Genomic DNA, 21,397 nt, shown 5'->3' on the forward strand with positions numbered 1-21,397 from the left:
GGCCTGTTCACGGCGAAGGCTTTATAACCTGGCTGACAATTTCACCGTCTGCCAGCTTAGTGGTCAGCATATCGCCATCCTTTACATCGTCTACGCTTTTCACCACCTTGCCTTGCTTAAGGCTGATACTGTAGCCACGCGATAACGTAGCCAGAGGGCTGACGGTATCCAGTAAGTGTGCGGTACTGGCCAGCATTTGCCTGCGCTCGCTAAGTAACTGCTGAATGCTGCGAAGCAGTGACTGATGCATAAAACCCAAACGTTGGCTTTCCCCTTTGATACGCTCTGCTGGAGATTGCTTACTCAGACGTGTATCCAAGGCCTGCTGATGCTCTTGCAAAATAGCCAGCTTTCGCTGCATATAAAAGCCAAGGTTTTCTGCTAGTCTGTCCAGTTGCTGAGCCTGCTGATGTAAGCGGGTTTGCGGATGGTGGCGGGTCAGGCGGCTTTCCAGCAACTGGGCATTGTATGATTTGGCTTCCAGCAATGCCTGCAGACGTTGGCGCAAGCGAATGGCCAACTGCTGAATACGGTTTTGCAGCTCATCTTTGTCCTGACTGACCAGCTCGGCCGCCGCCGATGGGGTTGGCGCGCGCAGGTCGGCAACAAAATCCGCAATGCTGACATCCACTTCGTGGCCTACGGCACTGATTACTGGCAAATTGGAGTGAAAAATGCAGCGGGCCAGCCGTTCATCATTAAAACACCAGAGATCTTCCAGTGAGCCGCCGCCCCGTCCAACAATCAGTACATCGACCTCGTTGCGCTGGTTGGCGTTTTCGATGGCATGAATTAACTGATACGGCGCCTGTTCGCCTTGTACCTGGCTGGGATAGAGTATGACCTCAATGGCCGGGTTGCGTCGTTTGAGTACCGTTAGGATGTCGTGCATGGCCGCGCCGGTCGGCGAGGTGACGACCCCTACTTTTAAAATTGGGTGGGGAAGCGGGCGCTTGTGACTTTGATCAAATAACCCTTCTGTCAGCAGTTTGCGTTTGAGCTGTTCGAACTGCTGCTTGAGAAAGCCTTCGCCCTCGGGCTCCATATGTTCGACAATCAACTGGTAGTCGCCTCTGGGCTCATACAAGCTGATAGATGCCCGTGCAAGTACTTTGTCTCCCTCTTTGGGGAGTTGCTGAACACGGCGGTTGGCATTTTTGAACATGGCCGAACGTACCTGGGCTCGCTCGTCTTTGAGGGTGAAATACCAATGGCCTGAACTGGCCGCGACAAAGTTGGATATTTCGGCCCTGACCCAAACCTGGCCGATCTCCGACTCCAGTACTTGACGTGCGTGACGATTCAAATGGCTGATGGTGTAAATATGCTGGTTGGGGGACGACATAAAAAACTTATCCAACGAAGAGAAAACAAGTTTACCCTAAAGGGCAAAACAGCTACAATTGCGCCGCAACTAAATCCTCTTTCTATAGGTGTTGTTGCGATGCTCAGAATCGAAAAAGAAGCCCTGACTTTCGATGATGTTTTGTTAGTTCCAGGTCATTCTACCGTCCTTCCTCATACCGCTAATCTCAAGACACGTTTAACTCGTGGCGTTGAGTTGAATATTCCGATGATTTCTGCCGCAATGGACACTGTCAGTGAAGCCCGTTTGGCTATCGCATTGGCCCAGGAAGGTGGCATCGGCTTTATTCACAAAAACATGACTGCTGAAGAGCAAGCCAGCCATGTACGTCAGGTTAAGAAGTACGAAAGTGGTGTGGTTTCCGATCCTATGACCGTCACACCGGACGCCACCATAGGTGAAATCAATACCCTAAGCAAGCAACACGGTTACTCTGGTTTCCCGGTCGTCGACAAAGACAACAACCTGGTGGGTATTGTGACCGGCCGCGACCTGCGTTTTGAGAACAACCTCAGCCTGTCTATTTCCAATGTGATGACGCCAAAAGAGCGCCTGGTGACGGTGAAAGAAGGTGCCAGCTCGGAGGAAGTATTGAGTTTGATGCATGAGCACCGTATTGAAAAGATTCTGGTGGTCGACAGTGCCTTTAAACTAAAAGGTCTGATCACGGTTAAAGATTTCCAAAAAGCCGAAAGTAAACCCAACGCCTGTAAAGACGCGCTAGGCCGCTTGCGTGTTGGTGCCGCGGTAAGCGTTGGTGCGGGTACTGACGAGCGTATCAAGCTGCTGGTGGAAGCCGGCGTTGATGTGTTGTTGATTGATACCTCTCACGGTCATTCGCAGGGCGTAATTGACCGCGTGAAAAAAGTGCGCGCTGATTACCCTCAGCTACAATTGATTGCCGGAAACGTCGCTACGGCAGAGGGTGCCAAAGCCTTGGCAGATGCAGGAGTGGATGCAGTGAAAGTGGGCATCGGCCCTGGCTCTATCTGTACTACTCGTATTGTAACAGGTTGTGGTGTTCCGCAAATTACCGCGATTGCTGATGCAGTCGAAGGCCTTAAGGGGACTGATGTACCTGTCATTGCCGACGGCGGTATTCGTTTCTCTGGCGATATTGCTAAAGCCCTTGCCGCTGGTGCTAGCTGCGTGATGGTGGGCAGTATGCTGGCCGGCACCGAAGAAGCGCCAGGGGAAGTGGAACTGTATCAAGGTCGTTACTACAAGTCTTACCGTGGTATGGGCTCACTGGGCGCTATGAATCAAAGCCATGGTTCATCTGACCGTTACTTCCAGGACAGCAAGAACGCCGAAAAGCTGGTACCTGAGGGAATTGAAGGGCGGGTTGCGTATAAAGGGCCTATCGCCAATATCGTGCATCAGCAAATGGGCGGCCTGCGCAGTGCCATGGGCTTAACCGGCTGCGGCACTATCGACGAGCTTCGCACCAAGGCGAAGTTTGTGCGGGTAACCTCGGCAGGCATGGGCGAGTCACACGTGCATGATGTGACTATTACCAAAGAAGCGCCTAACTACCGTTTAGGCTAAGCACGCTGTCTTTGCCAAGGGGGCGGTTTCGCCCCCTTACTTATTCCGTTAGGCTTTTAGGACTCATAAGACTGAAAAGCTTAGTGGAATAGGTAGTAATTATTTCCGGCGGCCTGGCCGCAGATTAACTCAAAATGGGAACTCCATGACTGCAAATATTCATGATCACCGCATACTGATTCTGGACTTCGGCTCCCAGTACACTCAGCTTATCGCACGCCGCATTCGTGAAATCGGCGTATATTGCGAACTATGGGCCTGGGATGTGACTGAAGCGCAAATTCGCGAGTTCAATCCGCAGGGGATTATCCTGTCAGGTAGCCCCGAGTCGGTTACCGAAGCAGATTCGCCGCGCGCGCCTGATTATGTATTTAATGCTGGGGTTCCAGTGTTTGGTATCTGCTACGGCATGCAAACCATGGCTGAGCAGTTAGGTGGCAAAGTACAAGGCTCCGATATCCGTGAGTTTGGCTATGCTCAAGTAGAAGTGCTGCGAAGCTCCCCACTGCTGGACAAAATTGAAGACCATATCGGCAGCAACGGCAATGCCTTGCTGGACGTGTGGATGAGCCACGGTGATAAGGTTTGTGCAATTCCTGAAGGGTTCAGCACCCTGGCCAGCACTGATAGCTGTCCTTTCGCGGCGATGGCGAACGAAGATAAGCGCTTTTATGGCGTGCAGTTCCACCCGGAAGTAACCCACACCCGCCAGGGGCAGCGTTTGCTGGAGCATTTTGTACTGGACATTTGTGGTTGTGAAAAGCTCTGGACCCCGGCGTCTATTATCGAAGATGCGGTAGAGCGTATTCGCGCTCAGGTGGGCGATGATGAAGTGATTCTTGGTCTTTCCGGCGGGGTCGATTCGTCGGTAACCGCTATGTTGCTGCACCGCGCCATAGGTCCGAAGCTAACCTGCGTATTTGTCGACAACGGTTTGTTGCGTCTGAACGAAGGCCAGCAGGTCATGGACATGTTCGGTGATCATTTCGGTCTGAATATTGTTAAGGTCGATGCTGAGCAGCGCTTTTTAAGTGAACTGGCTGGGGTTGAAGATCCTGAAGCCAAGCGCAAGGTTATCGGCCGTGTATTCGTGGAGATCTTCGATGAAGAAGCGGGTAAGTGCGTTAATGCTAAATGGCTGGCACAAGGCACTATCTACCCGGATGTGATTGAATCTGCTGGCTCTGCCACTGGCAAAGCACATGTGATTAAGTCTCACCACAACGTCGGTGGTTTGCCGGAAGATATGGAACTGGGCTTGGTTGAACCACTGCGCGAACTGTTTAAAGATGAAGTACGCAAAGTCGGTCTGGAATTGGGCCTGCCTTACGATATGCTCTATCGCCACCCCTTCCCTGGACCGGGCTTAGGTGTACGTGTACTGGGCGAAGTGAAAAAAGAATACTGCGATCTGCTGCGCCGTGCAGACGCCATTTTCATTGAAGAGCTGCATAAAGCTGACTTGTACAACAAAGTCAGCCAGGCCTTTACTGTATTTCTGCCGGTTCGTTCGGTTGGGGTAATGGGCGATGCGCGCAAGTACGACTGGGTAGTGTCACTGCGAGCGGTGGAAACCATCGACTTTATGACCGCCCATTGGGCCCATCTGCCTTATGACTTCCTGGGTAAGGTGTCCAATCGTATTATCAATGAAATCGACGGTATTTCACGCGTGGTTTACGACATTTCTGGTAAGCCGCCAGCCACTATCGAGTGGGAATAATAGAATCTCAACTGTATTGATTTGAAAAGGCGCATAGCGCCTTTTCTTTTCATTCGGTGGTTATTTCAGGTTATCGAACTGACGTTTAAGATCGTAGTTTTCGTCGGTAACGATTTTTTCCAAGGTTTGCACTCTTTCCTTTAAAGTACTTAGTTCCTGTTTGAGATTATTTAGCTCTGTTTCGTTAAGCTTTGGTGCTTTTTTATGTCTGGAATTGACCAGCTCAACGAGTGCCCAACAAACGATGGCTACAATGGCAACGGCAGTCAAATTCATGGTTTATCCTTAAGCTTGTTTGATTAGTATCCTAACTCTTTTTGCAAATAGTTAGCCAATCAAAAATGCTATATAATTCATGCAATTAAAATTATATGCAGAAAGCGTCTTTGCATAAAGTTAGTGAATCAAGCTAACAGATAGCCAATTTCGCCAAGTAAACCGGATGATTGACTGTGAACGATGAGATGTGGATGGCAAAAGCCATTGAACTGGCTAAGCAAGCCTGGCAAGAAGGCGAGATTCCGGTCGGGGCTATATTGGTCAAAGATGAGCAAATCATTGGCCAAGGCTGGAACAGACCCATTAGCAGTCATGATCCTTCTGCCCATGCAGAAATGCTGGCAATTCGCGATGCGGGGCAGAAGATTGGCAATTATCGTCTGCTTGATACGACCTTGTACGTGACCCTTGAACCGTGCTCAATGTGTGCTGGCTTGTTGGTGCACAGCCGTATTCAACGTGTGGTTTACGGTGCATCAGACCTGAAAACCGGGGCCTGTGGCTCGGTAATGGACTTAGTGCGTCATCCTCAGCTTAACCATCAGTTAGAAGTCACTGGCGGTGTACTGGCCGAGCCTTGCGGTGAATTGTTGTCTGATTTTTTCAGGTGGCGCCGGGCACAGAAAAAAGCCCTAAAGCAGCAAGAGCAGGATTAGCAGGCTTGCGCCATCCCCTCAGGTAGGTCGGTGGCTTGGAAGGTTTGACGACGTAGCTGGACTTTTTTCAGTACTTTCTTCAACACTTGACGGCGACGCTGACCTGAAGCAACAGGTTTACGTGCCTTAAACAAACTTCTTTTACGCATATCTATCTCCATCTCTTAATCACAGCCTTACTGTTACATATCTGTGTGACAGTTTTTTGAAGCTTTCTTCATAGGCTGTTTGTTAGACAGGATATGATGGCAATTAATTCCCTTTCAATCGGTAGTTTGTAACTTTTCTTCTCCGTTTTGCGACTCAGGTTCCGTTTGTGGCAGTTGTTTCTCTCGCTGTTCTTCTAGCCATACCAGAGTGTCGTAATAGCGACGAATGTTAGATACATAGGTTACGGCCTCGTCTCCACGTGCGTAGCCGTACTTGGTGGTTTTGTAGTGTTTTTTCTGACGTAACATGGGTAGGCGCAGTTTAACGTCCACCCACAGATCGGGGTTGGCACCCTGACGCTCGGTTAATACTCTGGCATCTTCCAGATGCCCCATGCCTACGTTATAGGCCGCCAGGGCAAACCAGACTCTATCGGGATCGCGTATACGATCGGGTACGCGCCGCAGCAATTCCTGCAGATACTGGGAGCCGCCTCTAATACTTTGTTCGGCATCTAATCTGGAGGTGACACCTAAATCCTTGGCAGTAGGTAAGGTCAGCATCATCATACCGCGCACGCCGGTGGGGGATTTCGCTTTGGGATCCCAATGGCTTTCCTGATAACTCATGGCAGCCAGCAATCGCCAGTCGAGGCCGCCCGCGTGCCCTTCAAACCATTTTCTGAATTTAGGTAGAATATTATCCACCGCCTGGATGAACAGGCGGGTATCGACGTAATTGAACTGCCTGACATGACCAAAGTACTTATCTTCTAACGCTGCCAGTCGACCGGATTGGTGCAGCGTGCCAAAGTAGTCCAGCAGGGCAGAAAATAACGAGTCATCAAGCTGCTTATTCATGGCCCAGGCAACCCGCTGAGGTTCTTGCAGGGTAAAGCCAATAGCAAGCTCAGGATGGCGGCGACGCATCAAAGCCAGAATATTAGAGTCGGTGATGGTGTAATCAAATTGTTCAGCAATCACGGCCTCCATCAGTTCTTCGGAGTCCATATCGTTGCTTTCCTGCCAGTTTAAGCCTGGATACTGCTGTTTTAAGTGCTCCAAGGTATCGGTATGACTGGAGTCTGCTACAACGACCAGGCTGCCGGTTAAATCACTGACTTCCCGGGGCCGCTCTTTGCCTTGTTTAAACACCAATTTCTGGCTGACTTGCTGGTAGGGGGGACCGAAGCGGAATTGTTCGGCCCGCTGGTCGGTAACGGTGAGCTCCGCTGCTAAGAGATCCAGATTTTGCTCTTCTAAATGATAAAAAGACTGACTTAGGCTGTAGTAAGGAAATATTTCCAGTTTAACGCCCAGATAGTCGGCAAAGCCTTTGGCAAGCTCATATTCAAAACCTTCGGGACCGCTTGCACCGGTATAGTAAGTCGTTAAACCATATAATGTACCGACTTTTAAAACGCCTCGTTCTAACACCAAACCCAGACTGCTTTGCGGCGGTATGCGATCGCAGGATGCCAACAACACGGCTGTTGCAACGACCAGCAAAACCTTGAGTTTACGTATTGTTTGGGGGGGCAGCAGTACGGCCATCGGTTGCCTGTCTAAAGTCCTAAGGACGCCATTGTGACGAAAAATAGACGCTGGTGCCAGTCCCGGAGTTGATTCATGCCCTGTGGCAAGCACCAATAATGTAAGGGATTTTTGCATAAATAGCTGATTCAAGGTCGGAGCAGCGCAAAGCTTATCAGACGAGGCATTTTCGACTATAATCCGCCGCGCAAAATCCTGACGAGCGAATCATCCGCCATAGCAGCTGCGCGGATGAATCTTAAACTACCAACTTGGATGACTAAAACATGCTAATCCTCCGCGGTGCGCCAGCCCTTTCCGATTTTCGAATTCAAAAACTGCTGACGCAGTTGGCCGAACAGCAACTGGAGGTAAACGGTCTGTACGCCGAGTACGTCCACTTCGCCCAGGTGAGTGGTGAATTGACTGACCGTGAAGCCGAGCTGTTAAACAGCCTGCTGGTGTATGGTCCCAAAGCCGGGGCTCACAGTAACGACGGAGAACTGGTTCTGGTTGTGCCTCGTCCTGGTACCATTTCGCCTTGGTCATCCAAAGCAACTGATATTGCCCACAACTGTGGTTTAAGTAAGGTGAAACGTTTAGAGCGTGGTATCGCTTTTTATCTGCAGGGTGTACCAGCAGGTAAGCTAAGCGAAGTTAGCGCGCTGTTGCACGACCGTATGACAGAAGCCACTTTCAGTAGCCTGGAGCAGGCTCAGGCATTGTTTGTTGAACAGCAGCCGGCACCCATGAGCAATGTTAACGTGCTGGGAGAGGGCCGCTCGGCCCTGGAAAAGGCCAACCAGGAATTAGGTTTGGCCCTCGCCGAAGATGAAATTGACTACCTGGTCAGCAGTTTCCAGCGTCTGGGACGTAACCCCAATGACGTCGAGCTTTACATGTTTGCGCAGGCCAACTCAGAGCATTGTCGCCATAAGATTTTTAACGCCGATTGGACCATAGACGGTGTGCAGCAGCCAAAGTCGCTGTTCAAAATGATTAAAAACACCTTTGAACATTGCCCTGACTATGTGCATTCCGCTTACAAAGACAATGCCGCGGTGATGGAAGGCTCCTATGCCGGACGTTTTTTCCCATCTCCGGATTCCGGCTCGTATCAATACCACCATGAGAATATTGATATTCTCATGAAGGTGGAAACCCATAACCATCCAACGGCTATTTCTCCTTTCCCTGGTGCCGCGACGGGCTCCGGTGGTGAGATCCGTGACGAAGGGGCTACCGGCCGTGGCGCTAAACCTAAAGCAGGTTTGGTGGGCTTTTCCGTGTCTAACCTGCGTTTGCCTGGCAACCAGCAACCCTGGGAACAGGATTTCGGTAAACCCGGACATATTGCCAGCGCCCTGGATATTATGATTGAAGGTCCGCTCGGCGGCGCTGCCTTTAATAACGAATTTGGTCGTCCGAACATCTTGGGTTACTTCCGTACTTACGAACAGCAAGTTAATAGCTTTAACGGCGAAGAAGTGCGTGGTTATCACAAGCCGATTATGCTGGCCGGTGGAATGGGCAACATTCGTGCTCAGCATACACAAAAAGCCGATATCCCGGTGGGTGCTAAGCTGATTGTACTGGGTGGCCCGGCGATGAATATCGGTCTGGGCGGCGGTGCAGCCTCTTCCATGGCGGCCGGCCAGTCCAATGAAGATTTGGATTTTGCCTCGGTACAGCGTGACAACCCTGAAATCGAGCGTCGTTGTCAGGAAGTGATTGACCGCTGCTGGCAGCTTGGCGAAGACAACCCTATTCAGTTTATCCACGATGTGGGGGCGGGTGGTTTGTCTAATGCCTTCCCTGAGCTGGTTAACGACGGTGGTCGTGGCGGTAATTTCCAACTGCGCAATGTCCCTAACGATGAACCGGGTATGTCACCTTTGCAGGTCTGGTGTAACGAGTCTCAGGAACGTTATGTACTGGCCGTTTCGCCACATAACCTAGAGCGTTTTGCGGCAATCTGTGAGCGGGAGCGCGCGCCTTTCGCTGTGGTTGGCGAAGCCACAGAAGAGCCTCATCTGACGCTGGCCGACAGCTATTTTGACAATAAGCCGGTGGATTTGCCGCTGGATGTATTGCTGGGCAAGCCACCCAAAATGCATCGCGATGTACAGTCGCTGCAAGTGGCAGGCTCAGCACTGGTAACCGAGCAGATTAGTCTGGCCGAGGCGGCTGAGCGTTTGCTGCAATTGCCGACTATTGCTGAAAAGACCTTCCTGATCACCATAGGCGATCGCACGGTAACAGGCTTGGTTAATCGCGACCAGATGGTGGGACCCTGGCAGATCCCTGTGGCCGACGTAGCAGTTACCGCCGCCGGTTATGATACTTACCACGGTGAAGCCATGGCCATGGGTGAGCGCACCCCGGTGGCACTGCTTAGCCACGGTGCCTCAGCACGAATGGCAGTTGCCGAAGCCATTACCAACATTGCTGCCGCCGATATTGGTGAGCTAAAACGCATCAAACTTTCCGCTAACTGGATGGCCGCCGCCGGTCACCCTGGTGAAGATGCTGGATTGTATGAAGCGGTGAAAGCCGTGGGCGAAGAGCTTTGTCCGGCACTGGATTTAACTATTCCTGTGGGTAAAGACAGCATGTCTATGAAGATGCGCTGGCAGGATAATGGTGCCGAAAAGGCCGTCACTGCGCCGCTCTCATTGGTCATTACTGCCTTTGCCCGGGTTGAAGATGTACGCCGTACCCTGACCCCGCAACTGCGACTGGATAAAGGTGACTCTAAGCTGGTGCTAATTGACCTGGGTGCCGGCCAGAACCGTCTGGGTGCTTCCTGTTTGGCGCAGGTTTATGACCAGTTGGGCGACCAAGCGCCGGATCTGGATAACCCTGAATTGCTGCGTGATATGTTTAATGCCGTGCAGACCCTGAACCGTCAGGGGCTGGTATGGGCTTATCACGACAGATCAGACGGTGGTTTGTTTACCACCATCGCTGAGATGGCGTTTGCCGGCAACTGTGGTGCAAATGTTCAGTTGGATGGTTTGGGGGATGCCCTGGCCGCGCTTTACAACGAAGAGCTGGGTGCGGTATTGCAAGTGCCCGCGGCCAAGCTGGATGACATTAAGCAGGTATTTGCTGACAATGGTCTGGCGGCGTTAGTACATGTGATTGGTGAGCCGGTTAGCGATGATCGATTGCAGTTCACCTTAGCTGGTCAGAGTGTGCTGTCTGAAACCCGCAGTCATTACCGTGCACTGTGGGCGCAAACCACGCATCAAATCCAATCTATGCGTGATAACCCAGACTGTGTAGCCCAAGAGTTGGCCATTAAAACTGATGCAGCGAACCCCGGCTTGCACGCCAGTTTAAGTTTCGACTTAAATCAGGATGTAGCGGCACCTTATATTGCTAAAGGTATTCAGCCTAAGGTGGCTATTCTGCGTGAGCAGGGTGTTAACTCCCATGTTGAAATGGCCGCTGCATTCAGCCGTGCTGGTTTCAATGCCATTGACGTGCATATGAGCGACATTCTGGCTGGTCGTATTACCCTTGAGCAGTTCCAGGGCCTGGTGGCTTGTGGTGGTTTTTCTTACGGTGACGTACTGGGTGCTGGCGAAGGCTGGGCCAAGTCTATTCTGTTTAATGAGATGGCCCGCGAGCAGTTCAGCCGTTTCTTCCATCGCAATGAGACCTTCTCGTTGGGGGTGTGTAACGGTTGTCAGATGATGTCTAATCTGAAGAGCCTGATCCCTGGCGCCGATTTGTGGCCTCACTTTGTTACCAACCGCAGCGAGCGTTTTGAAGCGCGCTTTGCCATGGTGGAAGTGATGGAGTCTAACTCTGTGCTGCTACAAGGTATGGCAGGTTCAAGAATGCCGGTTGCCGTTTCTCATGGCGAGGGACGTGCCGAGTTTGCTCTGCAATCTGGCCCTCAGTCGGTGATGGATAATCAGTCGGCGGCCCTGCGTTATGTGGATAACTATGGCAAAGTCACTGAGCAATATCCGGCTAACCCCAATGGTTCGCCGCTGGGTATCACGGGGCTGACCAGTGCCGATGGTCGTGCCACTATAATGATGCCGCACCCTGAGCGGGTCTTCCGTACTGTGGCTAACTCCTGGCACCCGGATGAGTGGCAAGAAGACAGTCCATGGATGCGCATCTTCCGCAACGCCAGAGTGTTTGTTGGATAAGCAATAAACTATAGAAAAAGCGGACCATCAGGTCCGCTTTTATGTTCAGGATGAACGGGCCGAAAATTGCTCCTGCATTTTCGCCACTAACTCCATCCCTGGAGCGCGTATGCTGCGGTGGCATGGATGCCAAGAAGCAGCGATGTTCAGGACTAAGGCTTAGTACTTGCTCCCAGTCTGCCTACCCCTCTTTGATATGCCTAATGCCGCTTGTGAATCTGCAACCAATAGGCAGTGTTACTGATCTGCGTTCCATCTACCTAAGCGGGGTTAGCGCCCACCTTCGTTTCTTTGCTTTCACCCTTTCCATGATTTTCGCGACCTATTCGGTCCTAGTTCCCGCAAGATTTGCTGAGGCGAGGTGAACAGGCTTTGATCTTTCAGGAAAAGATGCAGAAATGGGGCTGAACTTGAGAATTCTGTGGGTGTAACCGTCTTTTTCGCCAAAAAATTGACATTTTTTTTGCTAAGCTGTTGTTAAATAAATAAACTGTGTTTAGTATTTGTACCGTTTCGTAACTAAGTGTGATGACTTGTTGCTGGTTTCGAAACCAGGCTCTTTCAGCTGTCGGTTTGGCAGATGCGGAAATACCGGAGGGAGAGGGAGCCGAGCATGGATTTGTAGACAGTAAAAAATAATAACAGAGACAGTTTATGAATCGCTCATCGAGAGGTTTTGGCCTGGCAGGCGTGGTATTTGTGGTGATCATTATGGTTATCACCGCGTTCTTTGGTGCCAGGGCCGACGCTGCGGCCATGACGCAGCAAGAGTTTAGCGTTTCTGGTGACGTTCACGATTAATCAGACGCTGTTGCTCGCTTTTCTTTAACAGTACATAGGTGGCTGCCAGGCCGCCATGGTGTTTTTGCGCCGTATGAAAGGCCAACACCTGTGGAATTTGCTTTAGCCACTGATTTACATAGCTTTTCAGTAAGGCGGGAAAAGGTTTGCTGTGTAACCCCAGGCCATGTTGGATCAACAGAGTCCGAATTCCCCGCCGGTGCGACTGCATAAGGGTTTCAAACAAATTATGTCGCGCAGTTTCGATGGGCTGCATTTGCAGATTTAGGATTTCGTCAATCTGATATTGGCCAAGACGAAGTTTCTTATGTACCCCTTCTTGTACTCCGTCTTTTTTATAATCGAGAAAATCATGGGGATCGATGGGATCGACCTTTTCCACACTCAGATAATTGCCGTCTTGCTGTTGCTGTTTTTCCAGGGCCTGACGCTTTAAGTGCTGCGCCAGGGTGATAGTGTTGGGAGCAAGATTGATAACCCTGTTGTCCTGCGCGATAGGCGTGACATCACTCATTGCTTGCAGAAAATCGTCGGATTGCTGGTTGTCTTGCATATCACCCTTCCTCTTGCCTGCCATTATGCCTAAGGGATTACGCCTTACAGCTCGGTTTGGATCTGTGCAGCCAGGTTTTTAAGTAACAACTGCAAGTTTTCCACCGCATGTGGATAACCGTCCTGTGCCATCTGCTGGGATTGGTTAAAGCTGCCCTGAAAATGGATGCTTCCTTGTTGGTCGAGCAACCAGTATTGCGCACTTAGTATCGCACCTTGCTGCTGGTCGATAAGTAAGTGACGAATCTGTATTACCAGACGCTCTGCGGCTTGTAGGGCGCCAGGCTCGCTTTGGGTTACAAAGCGTACTTGTTGGTGATTGTTCAGCGCATCCACTAACACCTGTGGCACGCTTTGTTGCAGTGCCTGTGCCCACAAATGTTGACGGGATACATGCAGTGAGCTGTCTGACAAACGCATGACCAGACCATCTTGTTGTAGATATTCGGGTAGGGGCAGTAACTCAAGACGTATTTGCCTTTTGGTCTGGGTGTGTGGCGCTGAGACCTTGGCCGGGGAGTCAAGCAAATAGTACTGCAAAGGCGGCGGCGCACTGCTGCAGGCCGCCAGCACGTAGAGGGTGAATAGCGTGATGATTATTCGCATTATTGCGCTCCTTTGGCCTTAGGTGTGGGCTCTTCGCCCTGACCTGAGAAAATCAGGCGATTAGGTGACTGGTTTAATTGTTGCAGCAGTGGCTGGCTTTGTTGCAAGGTGCGTTGGATTTGCTGCAAGGTTTGCTGAATGTCCCCTTGGGTGCTCGAACCTTGGGAGAAGTCTTGCGCCAATTTCTCTACGCTGCTCAAAGTGGCACTTAACTGGCTGATTAACTTTTGTTCCTTAACATCGCCCAGCATGGATTGCATATCCTGCAAGGTGATCTGCAGCTCCTGCATGGTTTGAGCGCTGCTGGTCAGCATGTCATTAACGTTGTTGCTTAAGTCTTGCAGTGGTAGGGCATTGAACTTATCCAGCAATGCTGAGAACTTCTCGGTAAGTTGGGATAGCTCACCAGAAACTGTGGGAATAAGCCGGTAATCTTGTACTTTGGCGAGTTGAATATCATTTTCCTGGGTTGGGGCATAAGACAGCTCAATCAGTTGCTTGCCGGTTAGCAGATTGCCGTTACCAAGAGAGGCTCGCAGGCCGTTTTGCAGCCAATCATCCATTTGCTCAACCAACAACTGACGACCGGCGACATCATCACTCATTCCGACCAGTCCAGGGTAAAGCGCTATAAGTACCGGGATCTGATAGTGGGTGTCCAAATAGGCCTTAGGCAGTCCCAAGGGAAGATTCACAGAAAGGACTTTACCTATGTTCAGGCCCCTATAGGTAACGGGGGCGCCGGCATATAGGCCCTTCACTGAATCATTGAACAGCAATAAGAACTCTTTACTGAACTTGTAATCCGGAGCAGTGGCTTGCTCATTGTCTGGGTACACTTTGAAATAGGTGCGCTCTTTGACAATCTCACCCTGGGGCAGATGCTCAGGTACGCCAAAGGTGACGCCGTTGGTCAGTAAAGTTTGGAAGGTGCCGGATTGTACGCTAACCCCTTCTGCGCTTAGATCCATTTTGACGCCGCTGATATTCCAGAAGCGGGTATGGGTAGTAATCAGCTTATCGTAAGGTGCCTGAATAAAGGCATTGTAGTAAACCGTGCGCTCGGCCACGTTGAAATGTACATGGTCAATTTTGCCCACTTCCATGCCTTTGTACAAAATCGGGTCACCGGCCGCATAGGCAAAGTCCTGCCCACTGGATAATGTCAGATGTAAGCCCGGCGCACCGGCAGGGGTGAGCGGTGGCGTATCCAGGCCATTAAATTGCAAGGCTTGCTCGCTACTGTTGCCTGGTTCAAGCTTGATATAAGCGCCCGAAAGTAATGTCGATAAACCGCTGATGCCGCTTAGGCTAACCTTAGGTCTGACCACCCAAAAGTTAGCATCTTGTGTCAGCAAAGGGGCGGCATCTGCTGTCATCCTGGCGGTCACCAAAACGCTGCTGAGATCCTTTCCAAGCCTAATCTCTTTGACCAATCCTACTTCTACATCCCGTGCGCGAATTTTGGTTTTTCCTGGTTCCAACCCTTCTGCTGAACGAAACTCGATTTGAATCATTGGTCCTTGCTGGCTTAGTTGATGATAAACCATCCATACCCCGACCCCTAAAGCGAGCAGCGGGATCAGCCAAACCTTGGACCAACTGGTGACCGGTTCGACACGGGCTTGCTGTAGTTCGGAGTTATTTGTCATCTTGTTTATGGTTCCAAATCAATCGTGCATCAAAACTGTTCGCCGCCAGCATGGTGAGCAGCACAACCGCGGAAAAAGCCAGGGCTGCCGGTCCCGGATACACTGCCATGGTATTACCCAGTTGTACCAGACTGACCAGTATGGCTACGACAAAGACATCAATCATTGACCAGCGACCGATAAAATCGGTGATTCGGTAGAGCCGGGTTCGCCATAGGCGCAAGCTCGGGCTGTTGGTCTGGATGCTGTAATTCAGCCACGCCAGCACCAGCAATTTAGCGATGGGAATAAACAGGCTGGCGACAAAAATTATCAAGGCAATAGGGTAAGAGCCGCCCCGCCACAAGGTAATTACACCACCCAATATGGTATTGGGCTCTTCAACGCCAAGCAACATGGTGGTCATAATAGGAAACAAGTTGGCAGGAATATATAAAATAACCGAGGCTATCAGCAGGGCCCAGGTACGTTGCACTGTCTTGCGGCGAGAGGGGGGAATGCGTTTGGCAGATTGCCAGCGGTCTTCCCCCAATTCTCTCAGGCGGTCGGTCAGTTGAAATTCATCCAGATACAGCACCACAGTGACCAGGCACAAGGTAAATAGCAGGTAGGCGTAGAACGACATACCTAGCTCAATCACCGCAATTGACTGCATTTTTATCAGGCTGATCAGGGCTCCAATTAAAAAGATTTCGGCCATGCTCCAAGGCAGCAGGGTAAACACCAGCTTTTTTACCCAGGCTCCGCGCGGCGGATATTGGCCGTTTCGGATAAACACAGTCAGGTATGCCAGGCCACACAGAATACAGGCAGGAATCACATAGATGGCCAGAATTTGCAGTACTGCCAGCATCAGATAATCCTGCTCGACCAGGGTTGTTATGCTCAGCGGCATACTCATGGTTTGAAACTGGCCACGTACATCGAAGATCATAAAATCGAATGGCAGGGAGGCGACTAAAAAGAACAAGCCAGCCAGGCTGAATGCCAGGATCTTATCCAGCGCCAGGTATCGGTACTGGCTGAGCAGGCAACCACATCGCGGACAGACCGCCTTCTGGCGATGTGCCAGAAGCGGGATCTGAACCTTGAGATCACATTCGTGGCAGCGGATATGCTGGGTGGCAGACATCGGAAAATCGACGGTTCCTTTGCGGACATAGACCCAGTGTAATCATCCCACCTTAAGATCTGCAAGCCCAAGAATTGTTTAGATTTGTCGCCCAGCTTGGACAGGTTGCCGGGCGTGAAATGTCTGGGGTTAATCCTTCCCAGACTTGTTCCCCGCGGCTTTTATTCTTAAGGTAGCCAAAACCCAATCAGTGGAATAACTAACATGACAATAAAAACCACCTTGCTAGTCGGGTCAGTGTTATTGGCAGGCAACGCCATAGCGCAGGACAGCAAGTTTAACGCCGAAGACATCTTCGCTTTGGAATATGCCAGTGATGTACAAATAAGCCGTGATGGTGAGCAAATTGCTTATGTGCGCAGTGGCTACGACATTATGACTGATGGTAATCGTCATAGTCTGTGGCTGTACAATCTGGATAAGCAACTCGACTTGCCTCTGCTGGCCGATGGGCACAACTACAGCCAGCCTCGCTGGTCGCCTGACGGTACTAAATTGGCCTATATCTCGGATGCAAGCGGTAGTCGGCAACTTCACCTTTATTGGTTGGCACAGGGCAAGAGTGCCGTACTGACACAATTGCAACGCGGTGTGAGCAACTTAAGCTGGTCGCCTGATGGTCAGTGGCTGGCCTTTACCATGGATGTTCCGCAAGGGAAATCTGATTATGCTAAATCGGTGAAACGCCTGACTAAACCTAAAGGAGCGAAGTGGGCGGAGGAACCTATTATTGTCGATAAGGTGCGCTACCAGGCTGATGGCCGAGGTCTGCTTGAGCCGGTGTTTAAACAAATTTTTGTACTGCCTGCCACCGGCGGTACACCTAGGCAGATAACTCACGGCGATTTTCAGCACCAAGGGCCGCTAGCCTGGCATCCTGATGGCAAGTCCATTGTATTTTCCGCTAACTTCCACCCAGAGTGGGAATACCAGACTGGTGAGTCTGACCTGCACCAGGTGGATGTGCAAAGTGGCCAGCTAACCACCTTGACGGAACAGCCCGGCAGCGAAAGTCAGCCAAGCTTTAGTGCGGACGGTAAATACCTGGCTTACCTGCAAGAGGGAAATGAGCCCGTGCCATATCACACCAGCCGAGTGGCACTGATGAAATGGGACAGTAAAGACACGAAAGTGTTAACCGAAAAGCTGGACCGCTCAGTGGATGCCCTGGCGTGGCAGGCCAGCCGTAATTTAGTGATCCAGTATGACGACAAGGGTAAACGTAAGCTTGCCGAGCTGAGCTTGTCAGGAAAACTCAAAGAATTGACCGACACCCTGTCCGGAACCAGTTTAGGGCGCCCTTACATTAGCGGCCAGTTCAGCCTGGCAGATAACGGCGCCATTGCTTTTACCAGTGGTAATGCGCAGCGCCCTGCAGACGTTGGTTATCTGTACAAAGGTAAATCGCGTCAATTGACGGCACTGAATGAAGACTTGCTTGCCCACAAAGCGTTGGGGCAGGTACATGAAATTGAGTATGCCTCTTCCTTTGACGGCGAGAAAATTCAGGGCTGGTATATCACACCGCCTGATTTTGACCCGACCAAAAAGTATCCTTTGCTACTGGAGATCCATGGTGGTCCACATCTGGCCTATGGTCCGCATTTTGCCGCTGAGCTACAGCGCTATGCCGCAGAAGGTTATGTAGTTTTCTACGACAATCATCGCGGCAGCACCTCTTACGGAGAGCGATTTGCTATGTTGCTGGATGGCAAATACAGCTCCAAGGAAGACTTTGCCGATCATAATTCAGGGGTGGATGCCATGATTGCCAAGGGCTTTATCGACCAGGACAATCTGTTTATTGCGGGGGGCTCCGCGGGAGGTATTGCTACGGCTTATGCTATTGGATTAACCGACAGGTTCAATGCCGCGGCAATTACCAAGCCGGTGATTAACTGGGTGAGTAAGGTATTAACTGCCGACAGCTACCTTGGCCAGATCCGCAACCAGTTTCCCGGTATGCCTTGGGATAATCTGGCGCATTACTGGCAGCGTTCGCCTTTATCCTTGGTCGCTAATGTGAAGACGCCAGCCCTGATTCTGACTGGCGAAGCCGACAGACGCACGCCAATATCTGAATCAGAGCAGTACTATCAGGCGCTTAAGCTACAAAAAGTGGACACTGTGCTGGTAAGAGTGCCTGGTGCTCCCCATGGTATTGCGGGCAAGCCGTCCAGAATGATAGCGAAAATTGAGCATACCCTGGCGTGGTTTGAACGTTATAAAAAAACGCAAAACCACTAAGGAGCGAAGAGCAGAGCGCATCTAGCGCTCTTTTGAAGGGCACTGCGGGGTGCCCTTATCAAACACCACTCGCCATACCCCATCCGCTTCTTTTTGCCACACCGAATTAAAGGTGGCAACCTGTTGCCCGGCCGCATTGAACACCGGTCCACTGCTGTGCGCCAGGTGCCCGGATGCTAATACTTCCACCTGTTCTGGTTGCCAGGAAAATGGCGCGGCTTCGCTATTAAAGTAGCCTTGCCACTGTGCTAGTACCTGGGGTTTTCCCCTGGATACGGACTCCCCATTAAAAAAGACGGCGTACTCTGAGACAAAAGTCGTGAAACGTGCAAAGTCTCTATCGGCCATGCTTTGCGCAAACGCGGTTTCCGCTTGCCAAACCTGCTCATTGGCCTTGTCTGAGGCTTGGACAGACTGAATAGACAGGCTTAATAAGATCGCAATTGTTACGTTGACGGGTTTTAACATGCCAAACTCCTGTTATCTATGGCCTTAGGTATAAACGATGGGAACGACGCTGGCTAAAGTGGAGTGGCAGAATGCGGAAATACGGGCTGAGAGATGCCTACTGCGGGCCAACAAAGAGTAATGCCTGCTTTGTCGACAGTTCAGACATCTGTGGCAAATACGCGGCATAGGGCTGGGTCATATCCAGCGCACTGTGCAAGGGCAGGGTGGCGACACCACTGATGGCAATATCTTGCACATTGGGGGTTTTGATCATCCTTGGCACATCCCGTTCACCATACTGGGCAATGGAAGGGATCAGTGGGCGTAACCGAGCTATCAGCAAGTCCAGTAATTCGGGAGTGATATCTCCACCAAATATAATGGTCTGACTATTGAGTACAGATTCCAGCATATGAATGGCAATGCGCATGGGTTCTGCCGCCAGTTCCAGCCAGCGCTCAACTAACTGAGGCTGTTCATCCAGCAAAGACGACATGGCGGCCAAATCCATATTGGGTTGACGGCTTTGTTGGCGCAGGGCATCCAGAGAGGCAAAATCATTTAATCTGCCCAACTCTGCATCTTTACCGCTGGTCTCTGGTGTGACAAAAATCTCACCCAGGGCGCCGGTCAGCTGATTATGACCGAGCATAATTCTGCGGCTATGCACCACCGCGGCGTCAATTTGTAAACCCAGGTGAATATAAACAAAGCTGTTCAACCCCTTGGCTTCGCCATGCAGCATATGGCAGGCTGCACAGGCAGCGGCGGTGGTTTCCAATACCGTTGGCAGACTGAGCTTGTCAGCCAGTAATTGGGCAAATTCTTGCCTGGCTTGATGGCTGGCATAGTTCTGATCGAACTGATCAACAAAGCTGAGGCCCGCTCCAAGCAAAGCTTCATTGCCAACTTTATGCTCATTCAACAAGCTTTTCGCAGCGTGCTGCAAACCTTGCTCTAACGGCGTTGTGCGCTCAATCTGCATTTCGCCTAACTTGTTGTTAGTGAGGTTATACAGGGCAACCTGGCAGTGACCACTGAAAACCCGAAAGCCCAGGCTGTATGTGCCTTTGGCAGATAATGCCAGCATTTTTGACGGTTTGCCGACTGCGCCTTCTTTCTTTATTCCTAACTCAGCAACCAGTTCTGCCGCCAACAGTTCATCCACCATATTGGTAATGGTTTGCTTGGTCAGTCCGGTAATCTTGGCAATCTCAGCCCGTGAAATGGGACTAAGGGTGGCGATATGCGACAACACCAGCCTAAGATTTAACGCTTTGTTTTGTTTGGAATTTGAAGCCTGCAACTAAGGATCTCTGGGTACAAATTAGCGCGATCATTGTACGTAATATGCCAACCCCTGCCAGCACTATTTCGCGTTTTTATAGTTAAGTAAAAATGATTGACATATATTTCTTGGTCTCTACACTAACTGAAAATGTAAAGTTAACGTAATAGGGTTGTGAATGCGAAAGCGGTTGTTACCACTACTGAGTGGTCTGATGATGCTGGCGGCACCGGCCATCGCCCAGACCAACAGCGATACGGATTTCGTTGCGGCGTTGGCACAGGCTGCCAATGCTAATGAGGTCATCATTAATGAACTTCAGCAGGATAAACTAAAAGGCATGGGATTGACTGCAGCAATGGCTTGGCATGGCGCTAGCCCTTGGATCAGTGCGGTTAACCGTGGCGCTAAGGAGACATTCGAGCGCCATGGTGTAAAAGTGCTGGTGACCACAGATGCGCAATATGACCCGGCCAAACAGGTGGCTGATATTGAAAATATCCAGGCACTTAAGCCTGACATGCTGCTGTCTTTAGTGATCGACGGTGTCAGTGCCAAAGTCGGGCTGCAAAAAGCCGTAGATAATGGCAGCGGGCTTGTACTGCTCAGTAACCCTATTCCTGGTTTTGTACATGGTAAAGAGTACGCCGGTATCGTATCTGACGATATGCAGGGGATGGGCAACATGGCGGCCGAGGCGGTGAATCAGTATTTGCAGGGTAAAGGCAAGGTGGGCGTGATTTTCCATGATGTGAACTACTTTGTAACCAACACCAGAGATAATGCCTTTTTACGGGCATTGGAAGCTTACCCTGGTATCGACATTGTGGCACGCAAAGGCTTTGTCAAAGAGCAAGATACCAGTGCCATCGCCTCAGCCATGATGCTTAGGCACCCGGACATTGATGTGATTTATGTGGCCTGGGATGCAGCCGCCGAAGGTGTGGTAGAGGCCCTCAGAGGAGATGGCTTTACACAAGTTAAAGTAGTGTCTCACGATTTGGGCGTTAATAACCTGCTGGATATGGCACAGCGCGGCAATATGCTCGCCTCAGTCTCTGATAGGCCTTACGAAATAGGCGCTACTATGGCCAGAATCGCCATGCTGGCAAAGTTAGGTGAACAGGCTCCGCTTTTCACCTTGGTGCCTTTTGACCTGGTAACCCGTGACAATATTAAGGACGTCTGGCAGCAAGCTTATCAGGCCGATGTTCCGCGAATTATTAACCTTGCTCTTGGAGACTAA

General features: G+C 50.8%; 17 protein-coding genes. 7 read left to right on the top strand and 10 right to left on the bottom strand.

Features of this window, described 5'->3' with window-relative positions:
- Positions 1 to 7 precede the first annotated feature (7 nt).
- Positions 8 to 1,345 (bottom strand): exodeoxyribonuclease VII large subunit, encoded by a 1,338-nt coding sequence (gene xseA, locus J0A65_RS02945; protein ID WP_206592634.1) that lies wholly within the window; start codon positions 1,343 to 1,345, stop codon positions 8 to 10.
- 99 nt (positions 1,346 to 1,444) lie between these two features.
- On the opposite strand from xseA, the gene guaB reads away from it, so the two are divergent.
- Together guaB and guaA are read left to right on the top strand one after the other, a co-directional pair.
- Positions 1,445 to 2,914 (top strand): IMP dehydrogenase, encoded by a 1,470-nt coding sequence (gene guaB / locus J0A65_RS02950; protein WP_206592635.1) that lies wholly within the window; start codon positions 1,445 to 1,447, stop codon positions 2,912 to 2,914.
- Between the two features lie 145 nt (positions 2,915 to 3,059).
- On the top strand, positions 3,060 to 4,637 hold the full coding sequence (gene guaA / locus J0A65_RS02955; protein WP_206592636.1) for a glutamine-hydrolyzing GMP synthase: 1,578 nt from the start codon (positions 3,060 to 3,062) through the stop codon (positions 4,635 to 4,637).
- Positions 4,638 to 4,697: 60 nt separating this feature from the next.
- On the opposite strand, the gene J0A65_RS02960 is transcribed toward guaA, so the two are convergent.
- Positions 4,698 to 4,907 (bottom strand): hypothetical protein, encoded by a 210-nt coding sequence (locus tag J0A65_RS02960; RefSeq protein ID WP_373284977.1) that lies wholly within the window; start codon positions 4,905 to 4,907, stop codon positions 4,698 to 4,700.
- Positions 4,908 to 5,101: 194 nt separating this feature from the next.
- Here J0A65_RS02960 and tadA point away from each other — a divergent pair, with 194 nt between their 5' ends.
- On the top strand, positions 5,102 to 5,572 hold the full coding sequence (tadA, locus tag J0A65_RS02965) for a tRNA adenosine(34) deaminase TadA (protein WP_206592914.1): 471 nt from the start codon (positions 5,102 to 5,104) through the stop codon (positions 5,570 to 5,572).
- Here the strand turns inward: tadA and J0A65_RS02970 are convergent.
- Both J0A65_RS02970 and mltF read right to left on the bottom strand, forming a co-directional pair.
- Entirely contained in the window at positions 5,569 to 5,721 is a 153-nt protein-coding gene (locus tag J0A65_RS02970) for a hypothetical protein (protein WP_206592637.1), read from the bottom strand. The genes tadA and J0A65_RS02970 overlap by 4 nt on opposite strands.
- Before the next feature lie 114 nt (positions 5,722 to 5,835).
- Positions 5,836 to 7,275 (bottom strand): membrane-bound lytic murein transglycosylase MltF, encoded by a 1,440-nt coding sequence (mltF, locus tag J0A65_RS02975; RefSeq protein ID WP_206592638.1) that lies wholly within the window; start codon positions 7,273 to 7,275, stop codon positions 5,836 to 5,838.
- 266 nt (positions 7,276 to 7,541) lie between these two features.
- Here mltF and purL point away from each other — a divergent pair, with 266 nt between their 5' ends.
- Positions 7,542 to 11,423, top strand: coding sequence for a phosphoribosylformylglycinamidine synthase (gene purL, locus J0A65_RS02980; protein WP_206592639.1), 3,882 nt, complete (start codon positions 7,542 to 7,544; stop codon positions 11,421 to 11,423).
- A gap of 654 nt (positions 11,424 to 12,077) precedes the next feature.
- Positions 12,078 to 12,224: a hypothetical protein gene (locus tag J0A65_RS02985; protein ID WP_206592640.1), complete on the top strand. Its 147-nt coding sequence runs from the start codon at positions 12,078 to 12,080 to the stop codon at positions 12,222 to 12,224.
- Here the strand turns inward: J0A65_RS02985 and smrA are convergent.
- Genes smrA through J0A65_RS03005 form a run of 4 tightly spaced genes read right to left on the bottom strand, consistent with a single transcriptional unit; the run spans position 12,196 to position 16,166 of the window.
- Entirely contained in the window at positions 12,196 to 12,777 is a 582-nt protein-coding gene (gene smrA / locus J0A65_RS02990) for a DNA endonuclease SmrA (protein WP_206592641.1), read from the bottom strand. The two genes, J0A65_RS02985 and smrA, sit on opposite strands and share 29 nt — an antisense overlap.
- Before the next feature lie 44 nt (positions 12,778 to 12,821).
- Positions 12,822 to 13,382, bottom strand: coding sequence for a PqiC family protein (locus J0A65_RS02995; RefSeq protein ID WP_206592642.1), 561 nt, complete (start codon positions 13,380 to 13,382; stop codon positions 12,822 to 12,824).
- Positions 13,382 to 15,034, bottom strand: coding sequence for an intermembrane transport protein PqiB (gene pqiB / locus J0A65_RS03000; protein ID WP_206592643.1), 1,653 nt, complete (start codon positions 15,032 to 15,034; stop codon positions 13,382 to 13,384). The genes J0A65_RS02995 and pqiB overlap by 1 nt, the downstream gene beginning before the upstream one ends.
- Complete coding sequence (locus tag J0A65_RS03005) at positions 15,024 to 16,166, bottom strand: paraquat-inducible protein A (protein ID WP_206592644.1); 1,143 nt, start codon at positions 16,164 to 16,166, stop codon at positions 15,024 to 15,026. Before J0A65_RS03005 ends, pqiB begins: the two co-directional genes overlap by 11 nt.
- Before the next feature lie 204 nt (positions 16,167 to 16,370).
- On the opposite strand from J0A65_RS03005, the gene J0A65_RS03010 reads away from it, so the two are divergent.
- Complete coding sequence (locus J0A65_RS03010) at positions 16,371 to 18,413, top strand: S9 family peptidase (protein ID WP_206592645.1); 2,043 nt, start codon at positions 16,371 to 16,373, stop codon at positions 18,411 to 18,413.
- Positions 18,414 to 18,434: 21 nt separating this feature from the next.
- Here J0A65_RS03010 and J0A65_RS03015 read toward each other — a convergent pair whose 3' ends face one another.
- Together J0A65_RS03015 and J0A65_RS03020 are read right to left on the bottom strand one after the other, a co-directional pair.
- The gene (locus tag J0A65_RS03015) at positions 18,435 to 18,881 is read right to left on the bottom strand and encodes a YybH family protein (RefSeq protein ID WP_206592646.1); all 447 of its coding nucleotides are present in this window, start codon (positions 18,879 to 18,881) and stop codon (positions 18,435 to 18,437) included.
- A gap of 97 nt (positions 18,882 to 18,978) precedes the next feature.
- A complete protein-coding gene (locus tag J0A65_RS03020; protein WP_206592647.1) occupies positions 18,979 to 20,169 on the bottom strand; it encodes an ROK family transcriptional regulator in 1,191 nt (396 codons plus the stop codon).
- A gap of 160 nt (positions 20,170 to 20,329) precedes the next feature.
- Between J0A65_RS03020 and J0A65_RS03025 the strand changes: the two genes are divergently transcribed.
- Positions 20,330 to 21,397, top strand: coding sequence for a substrate-binding domain-containing protein (locus J0A65_RS03025; RefSeq protein WP_206592648.1), 1,068 nt, complete (start codon positions 20,330 to 20,332; stop codon positions 21,395 to 21,397).

Origin of the sequence: Bowmanella yangjiangensis (assembly GCF_017255015.1) — a bacterium.
Lineage (GTDB): Bacteria > Pseudomonadota > Gammaproteobacteria > Enterobacterales > Alteromonadaceae > Bowmanella > Bowmanella yangjiangensis.